This is a genomic window from Oceanobacillus picturae (assembly GCF_000612865.1).
Taxonomy (GTDB): domain Bacteria; phylum Bacillota; class Bacilli; order Bacillales; family Amphibacillaceae; genus Oceanobacillus_B; species Oceanobacillus_B jordanicus.
Map to the genome: position 1 here is coordinate 106,848 of NZ_CCAX010000003.1, position 16,694 is coordinate 123,541.

13 protein-coding genes are annotated in these 16,694 nt (G+C 41.8%); 5 read left to right on the forward strand and 8 right to left on the reverse strand.

The genetic code is table 11. The features are described from left to right. Window positions 1-73: 73 nt before the first annotated feature. The 3 genes from BN988_RS14990 to BN988_RS15000 form a co-directional block, all read right to left on the reverse strand. A complete protein-coding gene (locus BN988_RS14990; protein WP_036577735.1) occupies window positions 74-2,716 on the reverse strand; it encodes a cation-translocating P-type ATPase in 2,643 nt (880 codons plus the stop codon). Window positions 2,717-3,134: 418 nt separating this feature from the next. Then, window positions 3,135-4,547, reverse strand: a complete 1,413-nt coding sequence (argH, locus tag BN988_RS14995; protein ID WP_036577739.1) for an argininosuccinate lyase — start codon at window positions 4,545-4,547, stop codon at window positions 3,135-3,137. Continuing rightward, window positions 4,544-5,803, reverse strand: coding sequence for an argininosuccinate synthase (locus BN988_RS15000; protein WP_036577740.1), 1,260 nt, complete (start codon window positions 5,801-5,803; stop codon window positions 4,544-4,546). The genes argH and BN988_RS15000 overlap by 4 nt, the downstream gene beginning before the upstream one ends. A 232-nt stretch (window positions 5,804-6,035) precedes the next feature. Here BN988_RS15000 and BN988_RS15005 point away from each other — a divergent pair, with 232 nt between their 5' ends. Next, the gene (locus BN988_RS15005; protein ID WP_036577741.1) at window positions 6,036-6,719 is read left to right on the forward strand and encodes a DUF1538 domain-containing protein; all 684 of its coding nucleotides are present in this window, start codon (window positions 6,036-6,038) and stop codon (window positions 6,717-6,719) included. After that, window positions 6,716-7,441 carry a DUF1538 domain-containing protein gene (locus tag BN988_RS15010; protein WP_036577742.1) on the forward strand — a complete coding sequence of 242 codons (726 nt, stop codon included), beginning with the start codon at window positions 6,716-6,718 and terminating at the stop codon, window positions 7,439-7,441. The genes BN988_RS15005 and BN988_RS15010 overlap by 4 nt, the downstream gene beginning before the upstream one ends. 46 nt (window positions 7,442-7,487) lie before the next feature. Here BN988_RS15010 and BN988_RS15015 read toward each other — a convergent pair whose 3' ends face one another. The 5 genes from BN988_RS15015 to BN988_RS15035 all read right to left on the reverse strand — a co-directional run bounded on the left by BN988_RS15015 (window position 7,488) and on the right by BN988_RS15035 (window position 13,439). Next, entirely contained in the window at window positions 7,488-8,132 is a 645-nt protein-coding gene (locus BN988_RS15015) for an SDR family oxidoreductase (protein ID WP_036577743.1), read from the reverse strand. 241 nt (window positions 8,133-8,373) lie between these two features. After that, entirely contained in the window at window positions 8,374-9,195 is an 822-nt protein-coding gene (locus BN988_RS15020; protein WP_036577744.1) for an SPL family radical SAM protein, read from the reverse strand. 451 nt (window positions 9,196-9,646) lie between these two features. Next, window positions 9,647-11,119: a Na+/H+ antiporter NhaC family protein gene (locus tag BN988_RS15025; protein ID WP_036577746.1), complete on the reverse strand. Its 1,473-nt coding sequence runs from the start codon at window positions 11,117-11,119 to the stop codon at window positions 9,647-9,649. 218 nt (window positions 11,120-11,337) lie between these two features. Next, a complete protein-coding gene (locus BN988_RS15030; protein WP_036577748.1) occupies window positions 11,338-12,543 on the reverse strand; it encodes a winged helix-turn-helix domain-containing protein in 1,206 nt (401 codons plus the stop codon). Between the two features lie 35 nt (window positions 12,544-12,578). Continuing rightward, entirely contained in the window at window positions 12,579-13,439 is an 861-nt protein-coding gene (locus BN988_RS15035) for a Cof-type HAD-IIB family hydrolase (RefSeq protein WP_036577751.1), read from the reverse strand. 259 nt (window positions 13,440-13,698) lie between these two features. Here BN988_RS15035 and BN988_RS15040 point away from each other — a divergent pair, with 259 nt between their 5' ends. The 3 genes from BN988_RS15040 to pstA all read left to right on the forward strand — a co-directional run bounded on the left by BN988_RS15040 (window position 13,699) and on the right by pstA (window position 16,687). Further along, window positions 13,699-14,709 carry a PstS family phosphate ABC transporter substrate-binding protein gene (locus BN988_RS15040; protein WP_036577753.1) on the forward strand — a complete coding sequence of 337 codons (1,011 nt, stop codon included), beginning with the start codon at window positions 13,699-13,701 and terminating at the stop codon, window positions 14,707-14,709. Between the two features lie 141 nt (window positions 14,710-14,850). Further along, window positions 14,851-15,801: a phosphate ABC transporter permease subunit PstC gene (gene pstC / locus BN988_RS15045; RefSeq protein WP_036577754.1), complete on the forward strand. Its 951-nt coding sequence runs from the start codon at window positions 14,851-14,853 to the stop codon at window positions 15,799-15,801. Between the two features lies 1 nt (window position 15,802). Further along, entirely contained in the window at window positions 15,803-16,687 is an 885-nt protein-coding gene (gene pstA / locus BN988_RS15050; RefSeq protein ID WP_036577755.1) for a phosphate ABC transporter permease PstA, read from the forward strand. Window positions 16,688-16,694: the final 7 nt, after the last annotated feature.

A 16,694-nucleotide genomic window follows, 5' to 3' on the forward strand; every position in this document is an offset into this window, starting at 1 on the left:
ATAGTTATTATAGCATCAGAAAAGGTGAGCCGTGTATACAACTGCTCACCTTTTCTATCGCTATTTTCTTTTCCTATTTCTGAACAGTGTTGATAATCTTTTTCAGAATCTCCATTAAGATTACCGCGACCAATGATAATCCTGCTGCAATTCCCCACTCCTGAAAACCGAATGTGTCTGGGATGGAGAATACATCTCTCGCAAATGGCATGATGGTGACCGTATAGAGAACGAAACATAGTGCTACCGCACCAATTACATACTTGTTACGGAAGAACCCAGCACCAAAAGCAGTTTGCACATTAGAACGTGCAGCAAAGGTTTGCAGACTTCTGGCCAAAATAAGTGTAGTAAATGCCATGGCAACACCCATTTCATCGGAATGCTGTAGACCAATGTAATGGGAGATGATAACAGCAATCCCAATCAATATTCCTCTGGTCAACACTGCTGGCATTGTTCCGCCTGAAAAGATGCCTTCCTCAATGTTGCGCGGCTTCCTTTTCATAACATCAGGCTCTGACTTTTCCATACCTAGCGCAATTGCTGGTAAGGAATCATTCACCAGATTAATAAATAGCAGTTGCAATGCTGTAAAAGGATTTGCCCAATTGAAAATAACAGCAAATAAAATGGCAATGATTGCCCCAAGGTTTCCGGCAAACAAGTAGCCGATTGCTTTCTTGATATTATCGAAAACCGTTCGACCTACGCCAACCGCATTAACAATGGAGACAAAATTATCATCCGTTAATATCATTGCTGACGAGTCCTTCGCAACGTCTGTGCCGCTCCCCATCGCGATTCCAATATCTGCTTGCTTTAATGCAGGAGCGTCATTTACGCCATCCCCCGTCATCGCTGTAATACTGTTTCGCTTTTGCCAAGCTCGCACGATCCGGATTTTATTCTCTGGAGAAACCCTAGCATAAACAGAAATCTGTTCCAGCTTTTCTTCAAGTTCTGCTTCTGACATCGCATCAAGTTCCTGGCCTGTTACAGCTATATCATCCTGATCCATTAACCCGATATCACGTCCAATTGCTTGTGCGGTCGTTTTGTGGTCACCTGTAATCATGATCGTACGTATCCCGGCCTTTTTCGATTCCTCGATTGATCCATAAACTGCTTCACGAGGTGGGTCCATCATGGCTGTTAACCCAATTAAGACAAAATCCTTTTCATCCTCATGGCCTATTGGTCCTTGATCTTCCTTCATGCGTTTATACCCATAAGCTAAGACGCGGAGTGCCTGTTCAGAAAAGCTTTCATTTGCTTGCTGCAGATCATTTAACAGTTCATCTGTCATTGTCTTTTCTTCCCCGTCAACAAGTACCCAGGCCGCTCGCTCAAACATGACATCTGGCCCGCCCTTAATTAGCATACGTTTTGTTCCATCAATTGTATAAACGGTGGACATGAGTTTGCGGTCAGAATCGAAAGGAAGCTCTTCCTCTCGATCATATGCTTCACGAATCTCCTCATAGCCCCCATATACTTTATTAGCGAAATGAATTAACGCTGTTTCTGTGGGATCTCCTATCTCCTGTCCTTCCTCATTGATATAGGAGTCATTACACAGCACAGCGGTGTAAAGTAAAAGTTTTTGTGCTTCATCCCAATCTTCCTTATTCTCCGGTAGCTCTGTGTTTTGCTTTCCAGGTAAATAGTGGTCCATCACGGTCATCTTGTTTTGTGTCAATGTACCCGTCTTATCTGTACAGATGACACTTGTAGAACCAAGTGTCTCCACTGCAGGCAATTTACGAATAATGGCATGCTGTCGAGCCATTTTGTTTGTACCGACAGATAGAACAATGGTTACAATGGAAGAAAGGGCCTCTGGTATTGCTGCTACCGCTATGGCAACAGAGAACATAAGCGCATTTAAAATAGCTGTGGTTGTATCTGCATCACTATCACCTAACCAAATTCTACCGACCTGTACAGCAAAAATGAGAATACATAGAAGTAGAATCCCTATTCCAAGTTTCTTACTAAAACGATCCAATTTACGCTGTAACGGTGTCTGTTTTTCCTCCGCAGTTTCAATCATACCAGCGATTTTGCCAATTTCCGTCTCTTTTCCTGTACCCGTGACCACGAAACTCCCACGGCCATATACAATGAGGGAGCTACTAAATACCATGTTTTTCCGATCCCCAAGAGCTACTTCTTCATTAATCGTCCTCGTTTCTTTCTCAACAGCTTCCGACTCCCCAGTCAACATTCCTTCGTCGACTTTTAAAGACCCGCTTTCTAGCACCCTTCCATCTCCAGGAACATAATCCCCTGCCTCAAGGAAAACGATGTCTCCTGGCACTAGCTCTCGTGCAGGGATGGACTGCTTTGCTCCGTCCCGAATCACCTGAGCAACTGGCGCGGACATACTTCGTAAGGCTTCCAAGGATCCTTCTGCCTTTCTAGTTTGCACAACACTAATAACCGAATTGATTAATAGTACGAGGAAGATGATGAGTGATTCCATTACTTCACCTAAGAGCAATTGAATTCCTGCTGCGACTAGAAGGACAATGACCATAGAGTCCTTAAATGTTTCCAGAAACAGTTTCCAAATTGGATCTCTCTCTTTTTCTTCAATTTCGTTATAACCTTTCTCATCTAACAGTTGTTTTACGTCTGCGTTCGTTAGTCCGTTTTCAGACGTATTAAACTGATCCAACACATCTTCTGATTTTTTCTGATAATAGTCCATCAAATCTTCCTTCCTGCAATTAGTATTGACGGGTTACGAAAATAAATGACTGTGAGTATATTGAAAATATTTATTAGAAAAACTAGCATTCGCTCGCGCTTTAGCGAATGAGTTTGGTTTTTCTTATACTTGGACATCTTAACTAAATCGTCATTGCTCCCTGGCTAAAATTCACTTTCCAATGTATAAAAAAAGCGAGACCTTTGCCTATAGTTAGGCAAAGGTCTCGCTGAACAGTTTACTGTCAATAAAGCCGATGGCAAGAGCCATGTAATGACGACTTTTATTATGGAAATGGTTAACCATTTCCACCCGCTACTCCCCTTTGAGAGTCATTCATCTATTAATTTCCTTTAGTTTAGCACATAGGTGACTAGAAAACAAAGCAGAACCTTTAACATCTCGATGGCAGCTTTTCTTAATGAATTTGTTCCGCCCATTCCGAAAGTCGGGTTTCCGTATCTTGTAAATTCTTTTTAGCTATCGTGATTTGTTCCTCCACTCGTTTCTTCGCTGTTCCACCAGCAACGTCTCGCGCATTCACTACGGCCTCTGGTGTCAGGAAATCAAATACATCCCCTTCTATTATGGTGGAAAATTCTTTGATTTCCTCCAGAGTCATGTCTAGTAAATACTTGTTATGCTGGATACAATGAAGCACAATCTCCCCCACTACGGCATGGGATTCTCGAAAAGCCATTCCCTTTCCAACAAGATAATCAGCTAAATCTGTTGCATTAGAAAAGTCATTTCGTACAGCTTCATACATATTTTCCCGCTTCACATGCATCGATTCCATCATTGGAGCAAAAAGAGCGAGAGCCCCTTTTAATGTCTCCACTGTATCAAACATGCCCTCCTTATCCTCCTGCATATCTTTATTGTATGCTAATGGCAGACCTTTGAGTGTCGTCAGCATTCCAATCAGATTCCCGTATATACGACCTGTTTTCCCACGTACAAGTTCAGCTACATCTGGGTTCTTTTTTTGTGGCATCATACTACTTCCTGTACAAAAGGCATCATCTAACTCAATAAAGTTAAATTCGGCACTAGACCATTGAACCAGCTCTTCGCACAACCTTGATAAGTGGGTGGAGATAAGCGCCGCATTCCCAAGAAACTCTACAACGAAATCTCTGTCGCTTACCGCATCTAGGCTATTCTCACATATACCATCAAACCCCAATTGATCTGCTACAAACTTTCGGTCAATCCCAAAAGTAGTACCAGCAAGAGCTCCTGCTCCGAGTGGTGATTTGTTAACACGTTTCCAGCTGTCACCGAGTCTCTCTACATCCCGCTGCAACATGAAGGCATACGCTAACATATGGTGGGAAAACAGCACGGGTTGCGCTCGCTGTAAATGCGTATAGCCGGGTAAAACAGTGTCCCTATTTTCTTCTGCTTGTTGAAGCAAAGCCTCCTGCAATGCAGCCAATAGCTGACTTATATCCATCAAGGCATCACGTAAGTAAAGTCGCATATCAAGTGCTACTTGATCATTCCTGCTTCTGCCTGTGTGCAATTTGCCACCGGTCGGACCAATCTCATCTATTAGCAGCTTTTCCACGTTCATATGGATGTCTTCCTGCTCTTCACTTAATACTGCTTCCCCACTGTTTATCTTTTCTAGAACCACCTTGAGCCCTGTTGAAATATCCTTTGCGTCTTTCTCATCAAGGATTGCACATTTTTCCAGCATTGCCACATGGGCTAGACTACCTTTAATATCATACGATGCCAGTTTTTTATCAAAGTGAATGGACGCTGTATATTCATCAACTAACTGGTTCGTTGGTTTGGTAAATCTTCCTCCCCATAGCTTCATGGTTTAACAGCTTCTTTAACATCCAAAATCGCCTTTTCAATGGCTTCGTCCTTGTTTACATATGTTTGATTTACTGTGGAATGAACCTTTGTGGGCAGTCCCCATAGTTTTATAAAGCCAAGTGCAGCATTATGATCAAACGCATCTGCAGCATTATATGTTGCCAAGTCAAAGTCATATAAGGACTGTGCCGATTCACGGCCAACCACCTGTGCATGCCCTTTATATAGCTTCACTTTTACTGTTCCAGATACGTGGGCTTGTGTCTCTTCTATAAAAGCCTTTAGGGCATTTGTTAATGGCGAATACCAAAGTCCGTCATAGACAGTCTGTGCCAGCTTTTGTTCCACAATCGGTTTAAATTGGGCCACCTCGCGTGGTAATGTCAGTGCTTCAAGCTCCTGGTGTGCAGCAATCAAGGTAAGGGCTGCTGGCGCCTCATAAATTTCCCTTGATTTAATGCCCACAAGACGATTCTCTACATGATCGATACGACCAACACCATGTTTTCCAGCTATTTCATTTAACTTTAAAATTAGTTTGTCTAATGATAATGCTTCCCCATCAAGTGATACGGGGGTGCCTTCTTTGAATGTTATTTGGATGGTTTCAGGAACGTCTGGAGCGTCGACAGGGTTGACCGTTAAGTCATAGGCTTCCTCAGGCGCTTCTGCCCATGGATCTTCCAGTACGCCACATTCATTGCTGCGTCCCCATAAATTCTGATCTATACTAAATGGGTTATCAATATCGACTGGTACAGGAATGCCATTTTCCTTCGCGTACTTCATTTCTTCTTCTCTCGACATCGCCCATTCCCGAACAGGCGCGACAATTTTCAAGCTAGGGTTCAATGCTGTGAACGCTACATCAAAGCGGACCTGGTCATTTCCTTTTCCTGTACACCCATGCGCTACCGCGATTGCTCCCTCTTTTTCTGCAATGTTAACAAGGACTTTGGCAATTAACGGACGGGATAATGCTGAAATTAAAGGATATTTTCCTTCGTAAAGCAAATTTGACTTCAAAGCAGGTAAGACGAATTGGTTGGCAAACAGTTCCTTTGCATCAATAACATAGGATTTAATCGCCCCCACTTTTAATGCCTTTTCTTTAACAAATTCTAAGTCCTTCCCTTCTCCGACATCTAATGCGACAGCAATCACATCATAATTATATTTATCCTGTAGCCATTTTACAGCTACTGAAGTATCCAATCCACCTGAATATGCTAAAACAATTTTTTCCTTCCCCATCGTCAACACTCCTTCATCTTTGCTTATCTTATGAATTATTATGCAATATAATGGATAATTATTCAACAGTAAACTGACTTTTTTTTAAAAATAGTTAAAATGTATTAAATGATTACAGTTTTTAAAGAACCTAGGCAGTAATAAAATGCTTGTCCATGAATATAAATAGAAATGCCTGCTTTTTAAGGGACAACTTAAATATAGAAGGCAAGATAGACAGAGGAGGATAACGATGAAAGAAACCGTAAAAGAAGTTCTACTCTCTATCCTGCCTATTACGATAGTCATTACACTGTTGCAATTCACAATAATCCAGCTTCCTTTTGAACAATTTATGCCCTTTATTCTAGGCGTTATAATGGTCAGTGTTGGGTTAATTTTATTTTTACTCGGGGTTAATTTGAGTCTGCTTCCTCTAGGAGAGATGATTGGTTCCGCTTTGCCTAGAACAAATAAAGTGTGGGTTGTTGTATGGATCGGCTTTTTACTAGGAGTCGTCGTTACGATCGCTGAACCTGATGTGCGAATCCTATCATCCCAAGTAGAAATTGTTTCCGAAGGGGCGATACCGAAGCCTGTATTACTTTTGTCTGTTTCGCTTGGGGTTGGCATCTTTATTAGTCTTGCGTTACTCCGTATTATCTTCCAGATGAACTTAGCCTATCTTTTATTAGCCGGTTATGGGATTGTTTTTCTACTTGCAAGCCTTACTCCACCTTCCTACGTCCCTATTTCTTTTGATTCCGGCGGAGTAACCACAGGCCCCTTAACTGTACCGTTCATTATGGCACTAGGCGTTGGTGTGGCCTCTGTTATGAAAAGAAATACTGCTTCCAAAGACGCGTTCGGGCTTGTCGCACTTGCTTCCATTGGTCCCATTATTGCCGTACTTTTATTAGGAGTGGTGTACGGATGAACTCACATCTATTTCAAGGCTTCGGGCAAACGATGCTGGAGGTTGGAGCAGCCTTAACTCCATTGCTTTTTCTATTCTTAATCTTCCAGGTGCAACTCTTCCGGCTTTCAATTAAAAAAATCCTACCAATTATGACAGGCTTTCTCTTCACCTTTTTAGGTCTATCCTTGTTTCTCCAAGGTGTATATCTTGGCTTTTTACCTATCGGGAGGCTTATCGGAGCAGAACTTGGCACGTATGACTTTATTTGGTTGCTCCTGCCAATTGGCTTTCTATTGGGATTTGTAGCCACCTATGCCGAGCCAGCTGTCAATGTATTAATCCATCAGGTGGAACGGGCCTCGAGGGGATATATCCCGCAAAAATTGCTTCTGTACACCATCTCTATTGGGGTGGGACTTTCTGTCGCGGTGGCCATGCTTCGACTTATTATCGGCATCTCTTTATGGGTCTTCATTCTACCCGGATACATAGCGGCCTTCCTTATGATGCGCTACTCCCCTAGGGCCTTTATTTCCATAGCATTTGATGCAGGGGGAGTTGCAACTGGGCCTATGACTGCTACATTTATTCTGTCTATGTTTGTTGGTATTGCCGGAGAAATCGGTGAAACAAATCCTTTGCTTGATGGGTTTGGGATGGTAGCGCTAGTTGCCCTTGCCCCAATCTTATCCGTGCTAACATTAGGCATTCTATTTGGTAGAAAAGAAAGAGCACAGTAGAACGCATAGAAAAAGGACAGCCCATCATTCGGCTGCCCCTCTTTCCTTATAATGATTCTATTGCTTGTTCGATAGATTGTTCACCTGAAATTAGGTCGAAGGAGCGATAGTAGGTTTTCTCGTTATCCAACGCCTTTATAACAAGCTTGGCAACATCTTCACGCGGAATAGACCCTTGACCTAGATTCTCCGCAATGCTTACTTTACCGGTACCCGGCTCATTTAATAATAAGCCAGGACGTACAATGGTATAAGTTAATTTACTGTTCTGTAGCATTCTATCTGCATAATGTTTGGCAACATAATAGGTTCTTAAATCCTTATGCCAGTTTTCTCTATTATGGGCTTGCATGGCGCTTACCATCACAAACCGATTCACACCACTTTGTTCTGCCGCTTCCATCGCTTTAACCGCTCCATCTAAATCAATCAGTAAGGTTTTATCATCGCCTGTATTACCACCAGAACCAGCAGTAAATATGACAGCATCAGACCCTTCCATCGCTTTAGCTAAATCAGCTACGCTTCCTTCCAGGTCGGCCAGTACGGCGTCCACTCCCGAATCCTGATATTTTTCAAGTTGTTCTTGTTTTCTTACCATTGCTTTAATGGAATGTTTCTCATTGGCTTTTATTTGCTCTAATACCTGATTGCCAATTTGTCCGTTTGCTCCGATTAAAAATAGCTTCATCGTCAATCCCCTTTCCATTACAAAATCTTCTTATTTACTAGTATTTCATGAAATGGAACTGGTACACAATAAAATGAACTTCAATCAGTGGGGGACTTCGTTGTTTCCCACTGATTGTTAGTTGAACGAATCGGGGTGTTAGCGTCCGTTTACTCCCACTTAAACACCACGATTTCACTACATGTTTTGAAGTGGGAGTCTTACGGACGGACGTTTGCACCAGGATAAATCTGCCGACTGTTTAATACGGGGCAAATCCCTCCTGACTAATTAAGACATCTTCATTATCAAATACTTCATACATTCTGTTTTCCACTATCCTGTACGCGGTATCCACAGTCCAATTCTTTTTATCGATGTCATCAAACAAGTCAAAGATCCCTAATCGTTCTGTCCGCTTACCACCACTACCATCTCCCATGTAAAAATCATCAATACATACTCGGTCCGCTATACCATTTAAAAGAGAGGGGAATTTTTCTGTACTTGGCAAAACAGGGGCAATTGCTGCTTGTGTTCGTATACCATGTTTCTTCAAATCTTCCAATGCGTTTAACCTTGAGGATATGCTAGGGGCTTGAGGGGTAAAGTGTTGGCGGACAGCTTCATCATCTGTCTCAATTGTCATACTGACTCGTACCTTGTCTCCAAATTGTTTTAATATATCTATATCACGTCTGACCAACGGGCTTCTCGTTTGCACGAAAAGAAAATCCGGCTGATTCTCTACCATCGTTTCTAGTAAAAATCTTGTGACTCGCTCTTTACGTTCCACTGGCTGATATGGGTCCGTACTAGAAGACATAAAAATAGTCACTTCTCCCTTTTTCTTTTCCCTTATCAGTTCTTTTGTTAAAACCTTCTCTGCCTCTTGTTTCACATCTACCCATGTTCCCCACTCTTTTCCTTTGAATAAAGAAACAGGCAACTTCCGAACATAGCAAAATGAACAGCCAAAGGTACAGCCCACATATGGATTAAGCGAATGGCTATAACCAGAGAGATAGCCGTTCCCTTTATTCAAAATAGATTTCGGCTGCTTATACATAATATCCGGTTTCATAAGATCACCCTTTCTTACTTAATTCTCAAACTAACTATAACCAAAGTAATAACAAAATAAAAAAACAACAACAGATAGGAGTGGCAAGAAAACATTAAAAATAAATGCCGAACGAACATTCAAAGCCCTTTTTGGCTATAAACTAATTCGTTCAGCATTACTATTAGGTAAAAAACTTACTTAGCGGAGGAAAAACGTAGACTCCTTGAAAATGCATTGGCATTTTCTACGTGCGATGAATCGCTGACGAAGCCTTACTTGTCCAGTGGGAACAGCACGAGTCCAAAGACCCCGGAAGGTAGGAAAGGAACAAAGGCTAAGAGCGCCACGTCCTGTGGCAACGCCTTCGTGACCAACATCCTGTTGGCCCGATGCCGTGTCCACGGAAAGCGTAGTTTTTCCCGTAGCGCGGAATTGGCATAACTTTTTATTGAATTATTTGTCCTTAAAGTTATTCTGATGGTCTTTCTTTTACTTCTTCCCCATTTTTCCCTTCGTAACGCAATCCCCAACCTGTTAAGGCAGCGATTAGCATAACGATCACAAGGAACCAACCCTGGAAGACAAACGGGAAAACTTCTGTTGGAGACACAATAGGAAGCCATTCATATTTTTCCTGCATCGTTTGAATTGTAGTCCAACCTAAAAGAACAGGTGCACCCCATGGGAAAATGTATCCCAATGCAGAGGTAACAGCATCCAGCATATTTGCTCTTCTGTATCGGTGAATACGGTATTTCTCACCAAGTTCTTTAACAAATGGTGCTGCCGCTATCTCAGCAGCTGTATTAATGGTAATCGCACTATTCATCATCGCTACAATTCCCCACATAGAGAGTTCAGCTTTTCGGACAGATTTCCCAATCCACTTCACAAGCCCTTTTGTGATCACCTGCATTGTTCCGCCCAATTTTAATAAATGAGCAGCTGCAACAATTAGCAGGATGAGGATAGCCATATTTACATAACCGGAAATCCCTTCAATTAAAGCACCTTCTACAACATTATCAGATTCTGGATTAAACGAAATAATTTGACCGATCGTTCCTAACTTCAATATCCAAATTAATGGGATAGCTAGAATAATCCCCCATGTTAAGGATGTAATCAAGTGTTGGCCGGAAAGGGCAAGAATTAATACAAGTGCAAATGGAATAAGCATTAATAGACCGCTCGGATTCGTCTGATCCATCATCGCCCCCATAGCAGCTGGATCCGCCGTTGCATTTTCACCTCCACCAAACAAGGCAAACAATATAACGGTAGGGATTGCTGCTCCAATAGCATATTTGAAACGACTACGTACAACTCCTGGGACATCAGCCTCCTGAGTCGTGGCAGACACGATCGTCGTATCCGACACTGGTGCTAAGTTATCTCCAAATACTGCTCCAGCTAGGATTGCTGCAAACAGCATAACCGGATCTGCTTCCACCGCTATTCCAGCTGGATACATTAGCGTACAAAATGCTACGGTTGTTCCATAGCCTGTCCCAACTGCCGTTGAAAAGGTAGCAGCAAGCAAGAAGGTTAATGCAACAAACAGGCCCCCTGTTAAACCAGTAACTGCCCCAATCCAGACAAGACCTTCAACTAATCCTCCGACTTGTAAGATTTGGGCAAACATCCCTGCATAAAACCAGGCCACCATGGCAATCACACCGATTGGTTGGGCAAGCCCATCAAACATTCCCTGCGCGTAGTCTTCCCATTTACTTTTTGATAATAATAATCCTAATGTTAATCCTATTACTGCACCAAGCACAAGGCCAATTTCCGATGAAAGTTGAAGCACGCTAGTAGTAATCGCCCATATTACAAAGAACAATAAAGGTACCGCTGCTCCAAAAGCCCCCAAACGGAAATCTAGTTGTTTTACTTCGGTGCTTCCTGTAGCCCTGTCTAATGCTTCCTTGTCAGCCATCTCTATCCCCTTCCCCATTTTTCATCCCGGTGCAACCGTCCGTTAGACTCCCCTTCAAAACATGAAGTGGGAGTAAACGGGCGTTAACACCCCGATTGTTCAACTAACAACCAGTGGGGAAAGAATACCCCCTACTGATTGAAGTTTCACTTTATTTTTACTAGTCTATCACATGTGATTTAAGTTGAATAGAAGCGTTTGGCCCCCTTTTAAACACATTAAATGTCGCACATATTCTTATTTAACGTAATCCCTTTTGCGCGGTGGGCTGCAGCGAACTTCTCCAACCCTTGCCAAATGTTACCATGAAGCTCTTTTGTTACATTTATAGTTGGTTCTAGCTTGAGTTGGCGAATATGCAGCTGATTGGAACTTCTATCAAGACCAGGATCCATTCTTCCTACAAGCTGATCTCCAATAAGAATGGGCATGGCATAGTAACCGTATTGCCGTTTTACCTTTGGGATATAGATCTCCCATCGGTATGTAAAGTCAAACAGATCCACAAGCCGGTCACGTCGCCAAAGCAAATTATCTAAAGGTGGCAAAAAACGCACATCATCTTGCTCGATGGAAAACGGATTCGGGGTCCTTTCATGTCTTTTAAGTCGGTCCAAATCTTCGGCCAATATGTAGTACGTTGTTTTTATTCCTTCTATTGTAAGTCGGATGGCCACCCCGCTAGCTACCATCGTCTCCATGGCTTGTTTTCTTTGCATTGCTTTAAGCTTTTGCCAACCAAACCGGGAATCACGTGTATCAATCACACGATACGCGCGAATATATTTGGCTAGCAGTGCGCGCTCTGCTTCTTCTACCTCTATTTTATCTGCTTGGTTCAATAGCCATTGTGGAAGACTTTCTTCCGTTAGATGAAAAAATCTTTCTGATCCCTCTCTTCGAACGACACGGATGATTCCTGCATCAAGCAACAAATTTAATGCCCGAGAGGTTACCTTTGTCTTAGGTTGTGCCGTGTCCCAGCCACCATGGACCCGTTCTTCTGAGCGAAAAGCGCGGGATGGCAGCTCCCCCTCATCCTTTAGCCTGTCTAGAATATGTCGGACTATAGGTGAAAGCTTTTCAAGTTCAGGCTGAACCAGCTTCCTTAAACGAGAACGTACCGCTTTAAATACAGGGTAATCTTGCACAGGTATCGTACATGCAGCATTTGCCCAGTATTCAAACAGTTCCCCTTTAGCGAGTAGTTGATGAAGCATATCCGGTTGATAGTCGGGAACGCGTGCCATTAGAACAAGGTGTTGATTGCGCTCGACTGAGGCTACAGGGTCGAGCTGCACACACTCCAAGTTTCGAATCATTTGTATCACAGAATTTTCCTGATCCTCTTCAGGTAGTAGGTATTGCGTTTCAAGAAGAAATCGTCTTACCGCTTCTTTACTCGTAACATAGGAAGATTGCACAGTTCACCACACCTCTCATTAATACATAGCTTGCATTACAACTCTTTTAACATCTCTTCAATTGCATATGCCACACCATGTTCATCGTTTGATTTAGTTGTATATTGACATAGTGCCTTAATTTCTTCAACGGCGTTTCCCATTGCAACGCCACGCCCAGCCATTTTGAGCATACTCACATCATTAAAGTTATCCCCTAATGTCATAACATCTTTCATCTCAATCCCCATATTTTTTGCTAATTCTTCTAAAGCTATCCCTTTCTGTGCGTCTGGATGATTAAATTCAAGATTGACTTCACCTGAAGAAGTGATTGCCAAACCAGGATTTGAATCAAATATTGAATGCAGATCTTTGAGCTTTTTATTATCCAGTGAAAAGGCGAGTATTTTATGGATTTGTAAAAACTCTCGTTCAAACAGCAAGTCGTGACTTTCAATAAAATGAACTTCCTCATTCTGAAAACGTTTCTCTGCATCTCTCCGTATATCTTCCTCTGACATATCAGGATTTGCGGTCTGCAAAATGTCTATCATGACTTGTATAAATTTTTCTCTACTAGTTGAATAGACTCCATCACTTGTAAATAGTTCAATATAAATGCCCTCTTGTTCGCAGCGCAACTGAACCTCGCGCGCTGTAGCTTTATCTAATGGTGCTTCTCTTAACAGTTCCATCTTTTCCGAATATGTATTAGCTCCATTCAAGCAAATAACTGGAGCAATTAACTCTACTTCTTTTAAAGGCTTACTTGCCGCCCCGTAAGATCTGCCTGTGGCCACAACTACCTTTATACCTAGATCTATAGCCCTTTTAATTGCTCTGGCATTTTCTAAGCTTACCTGCCCTTTTGCGTTTAATAGTGTTCCGTCCAAGTCTGTTGCGATTAATTTCATGATTAGCTCTCCTATTCTTTATGCCATTTTACTAGCGCGTTCATAATTAGTAGCAACCCCATTATACACACTATGCAACCTCATGTTCTTCTCATTCGCTTATAACATCAAGCGTTATTAAGCTACTGAGGACTTTTTACCTAATTTACAAAACCTTTACATTCTGATCATACTCACTTAACATTCCCCTACTATACTAGCAGTTGAGAGAGAAAATCTTTCAAAAATTAATTAGTGCATGAAGGGGAGGACAATTTATATGAATTTCAAAAGGTTTTTAATGATTCTGCTTATCGCAGGTCTAGCTGTAGTTGTAGCAGCTTGTGGATCAGACTCAGAGGATGAGAGTGGTTCCGAAACAAGCAGTGGATCTGAAAGCGGATCTTCAGAAGAGGCAAGTGCAGAAGGCGACTCTGCAGAATTAGAAGGAAATGTCGTAATTGACGGTTCAGGTACGGTTTACCCTCTAATGTCACGACTTGCTGAAGAATATATGACAACTGAACAAGAAGGCGTATCAGTTGAAGTTAGCCGCGCAGGTACAAGCGCTGGCTTTGAAAAATTCCTTGTTGAAGACGGAACAGATTTCAATGATGCTTCCCGTCAAATTAAAGATGAAGAACAAGCCAAAGCGGACGAGCTTGGGATTGAAACAAAAGAGCTTAAAGTCGCATTGGATGGATTAACAGTTGTTATCCACCCTGACAATGACTGGGCTACTGAAATGACTCCAGAAGAAATTAAAAGTATTTTCCTTGCTGATGGCGGGGTAGAAACTTGGTCTGATATTAATCCTGAATGGCCAGATGAAGAAATCAATCCTGTAGGGCCTAACGAAAATCACGGAACTTATGAATTCTTCTATGAAACTATTCTTGAAGAACAAGATCTAGTAAGTGATATCAACCTACAACAAGAATATTCAACACTTGTTACATTAGTAGCAGATGATCCAAACGCTATTGGATTCTTCGGATTTGGTTACTATATAAACAATCAAGATTCATTACAAGCAGTAAACGTAGACTTCGGTAACGGCGCTGTGGAACCTTCACTTGATACAATTGCTGAAGATGGAGACTATGCAGATTTCACACGTCCAGTGTTTACTTACTTAAATGTAAACCAAGCAAAAGAAAAGGCCCAAGTTCTTGATTATGCAAAATATGTAATGAGCAATGCTAACGATTTTGCTGGTGAAACAGGATTTGCTCCTATTCCTGAAGAAGAAGCACAGGCACAACTTGAAGATTTAGAAGCAATTCAATAAGTGTTCATTAAAAATTAAACATACCCATTTTAAGATGAGAGCTTCCAATGCTCTCATCTTATTGTGACTTTTAATTAAATTTATAAAGAGAACAAGTATCATCATTACGTATCTGGAAATTGAAAGGGGGATCGCGATCCCATGACACCTAACGGGGATTTAAATAAGGAAAGTTCTATACGGCATTTAATAGACGAGAAGAAACAGAAACGCAATATGTCCAACTATACAGAGAGAATGATTCCTGGACTTCTGTTTCTATTCGCAGCCATCTCGATTTTAACTACAATAGGCATTGTATATACCCTGCTAACTGAAACAATATCATTTTTCAAAGCGGTACCCTTTACTGAGTTCTTTACCGGGACAGTTTTAAAGCCACTAAGCCAAAACCCTGAGTTTGGAGTATTACCATTAATAAATGGTACGATTATTTCTTCCGTGATCGCGATGCTCGTAGCGGGGCCAATAGGAATTATGACCGCTGTTTACCTGAGTGAGTATGCAACCGACAAAGTTAGAAGAGTTTTAAAACCTATACTTGAAGTGCTAGCCGGAATACCTACGATTGTTTATGGATTCTTCGCTTTCACCTTTGTAACCCCTGTACTAGAAAAGATTATTCCTACATTGGAAGCAACAAACATTCTAAGTCCAGGAATTGTAATGGGAGTTATGATTATTCCGATGATCGCCTCCCTTTCTGAAGATGCCATGACTTCTGTACCCAATGCGATGCGCGAGGGTGCTTTAGCACTCGGCGCAACCAAGTTGGAAACAACCTTCCGTGTTGTTATACCTGCAGCATTGTCAGGAATTATCGCATCCTTCGTTCTTGGGATATCCCGTGCAATTGGTGAAACAATGATTGTTACGATTGCAAGTGGTAGCTCAAAGAACTTCACTTTTGATGTTACACAATCTATGCAAACCATGACTGCATACATTGTTGAAGTCTCCGGTGGTGAAGCCCCTGCTGGATCGACTATATATTACAGCCTTTATGCTGTTGCCATGACACTTTTTGTCTTCACCCTAATTATGAACTTACTGGCAAGATACATCTCTCGTAAGTTTAGGGAGGAATATTAAAATGAAATATATAAACCAGGAACAAGTTCAGAGTAAAATGAACCGCAGATTAATAAAAAACAATATATTTAAGAAGTTATTCGCTCTTGCAACCATGTTTGGAATCGTCGTTCTAGCCATCCTAATCATTCGTGTTCTAACACAGGGACTTGCTTGGATTGATATGGATTTCATTACAGGAAAGCTTTCGACTAGCGCCGACAGAGCTGGCATTATGGGTGCTATCCTAGGCACACTTTGGCTAATGATTGTGGTCATACCAGTTACACTAATTCTTGGTGTTGCCACAGCTATTTATTTGGAACTATATGCTCCAAAAGGAAAATTCCAAGCTATTATTCAAACAAACATTGCTAACTTAGCTGGTGTTCCCTCCATTGTTTACGGTTTATTAGGGCTAACTGTTTTTGTTAGAGCTATGGATTTAGGGAATGTTGTGCTTGCAGGAGGGCTCACCTTATCTCTCCTTGTCCTACCTATCGTAATCGTAGCTTCCCAAGAAGCAATACGTGCTGTTCCACAACACCTAAGCGAGGCATCTTTCGGAATGGGTGCTACAAAATGGCAGACTGTTAAAAACATCGTCCTGCCAGCTTCACTCCCTGGGATCTTAACAGGTTCCATACTCGCTTTATCACGAGCAATTGGAGAAACTGCTCCACTTACTGTAATCGGAATACCAGCATTGTTAATACCATTTCCTGGGGGCATTTTCGACACCTTTACGATCATGCCAATGCAAATTTATTACTGGACAATTGATTCATCCCTTGTGTCAGAATATGCAAACCTAGCAGCTGCAACCATCGTTGTATTGCTGGTCATGCTTTTTATCCTGAATTCGATTGCCGTCATTATCCGTAATAAATTTCAACAAAGATACTAGTCAACAA

What these genes read in the sequence shown, in the direction of transcription:
- BN988_RS14990 (WP_036577735.1), bottom strand. Translation starts at nt 2,716, where the DNA reads ATGGACTATTATCAGAAAAAATCAGAAGATGTGTTGGATCAGTTTAAT.
- argH (WP_036577739.1), bottom strand. Translation starts at nt 4,547, where the DNA reads ATGAAGCTATGGGGAGGAAGATTTACCAAACCAACGAACCAGTTAGTT.
- BN988_RS15000 (WP_036577740.1), bottom strand. Translation starts at nt 5,803, where the DNA reads ATGGGGAAGGAAAAAATTGTTTTAGCATATTCAGGTGGATTGGATACT.
- BN988_RS15035 (WP_036577751.1), bottom strand. Translation starts at nt 13,439, where the DNA reads ATGAAATTAATCGCAACAGACTTGGACGGAACACTATTAAACGCAAAA.
- BN988_RS15005 (WP_036577741.1), top strand. Translation starts at nt 6,036, where the DNA reads ATGAAAGAAACCGTAAAAGAAGTTCTACTCTCTATCCTGCCTATTACG.
- BN988_RS15040 (WP_036577753.1), top strand. Translation starts at nt 13,699, where the DNA reads ATGAATTTCAAAAGGTTTTTAATGATTCTGCTTATCGCAGGTCTAGCT.
- BN988_RS15015 (WP_036577743.1), bottom strand. Translation starts at nt 8,132, where the DNA reads ATGAAGCTATTTTTAATCGGAGCAAACGGACAAATTGGCAATCAGGTA.
- pstC (WP_036577754.1), top strand. Translation starts at nt 14,851, where the DNA reads ATGACACCTAACGGGGATTTAAATAAGGAAAGTTCTATACGGCATTTA.
- BN988_RS15020 (WP_036577744.1), bottom strand. Translation starts at nt 9,195, where the DNA reads ATGAAACCGGATATTATGTATAAGCAGCCGAAATCTATTTTGAATAAA.
- BN988_RS15025 (WP_036577746.1), bottom strand. Translation starts at nt 11,119, where the DNA reads ATGGCTGACAAGGAAGCATTAGACAGGGCTACAGGAAGCACCGAAGTA.
- BN988_RS15010 (WP_036577742.1), top strand. Translation starts at nt 6,716, where the DNA reads ATGAACTCACATCTATTTCAAGGCTTCGGGCAAACGATGCTGGAGGTT.
- pstA (WP_036577755.1), top strand. Translation starts at nt 15,803, where the DNA reads ATGAAATATATAAACCAGGAACAAGTTCAGAGTAAAATGAACCGCAGA.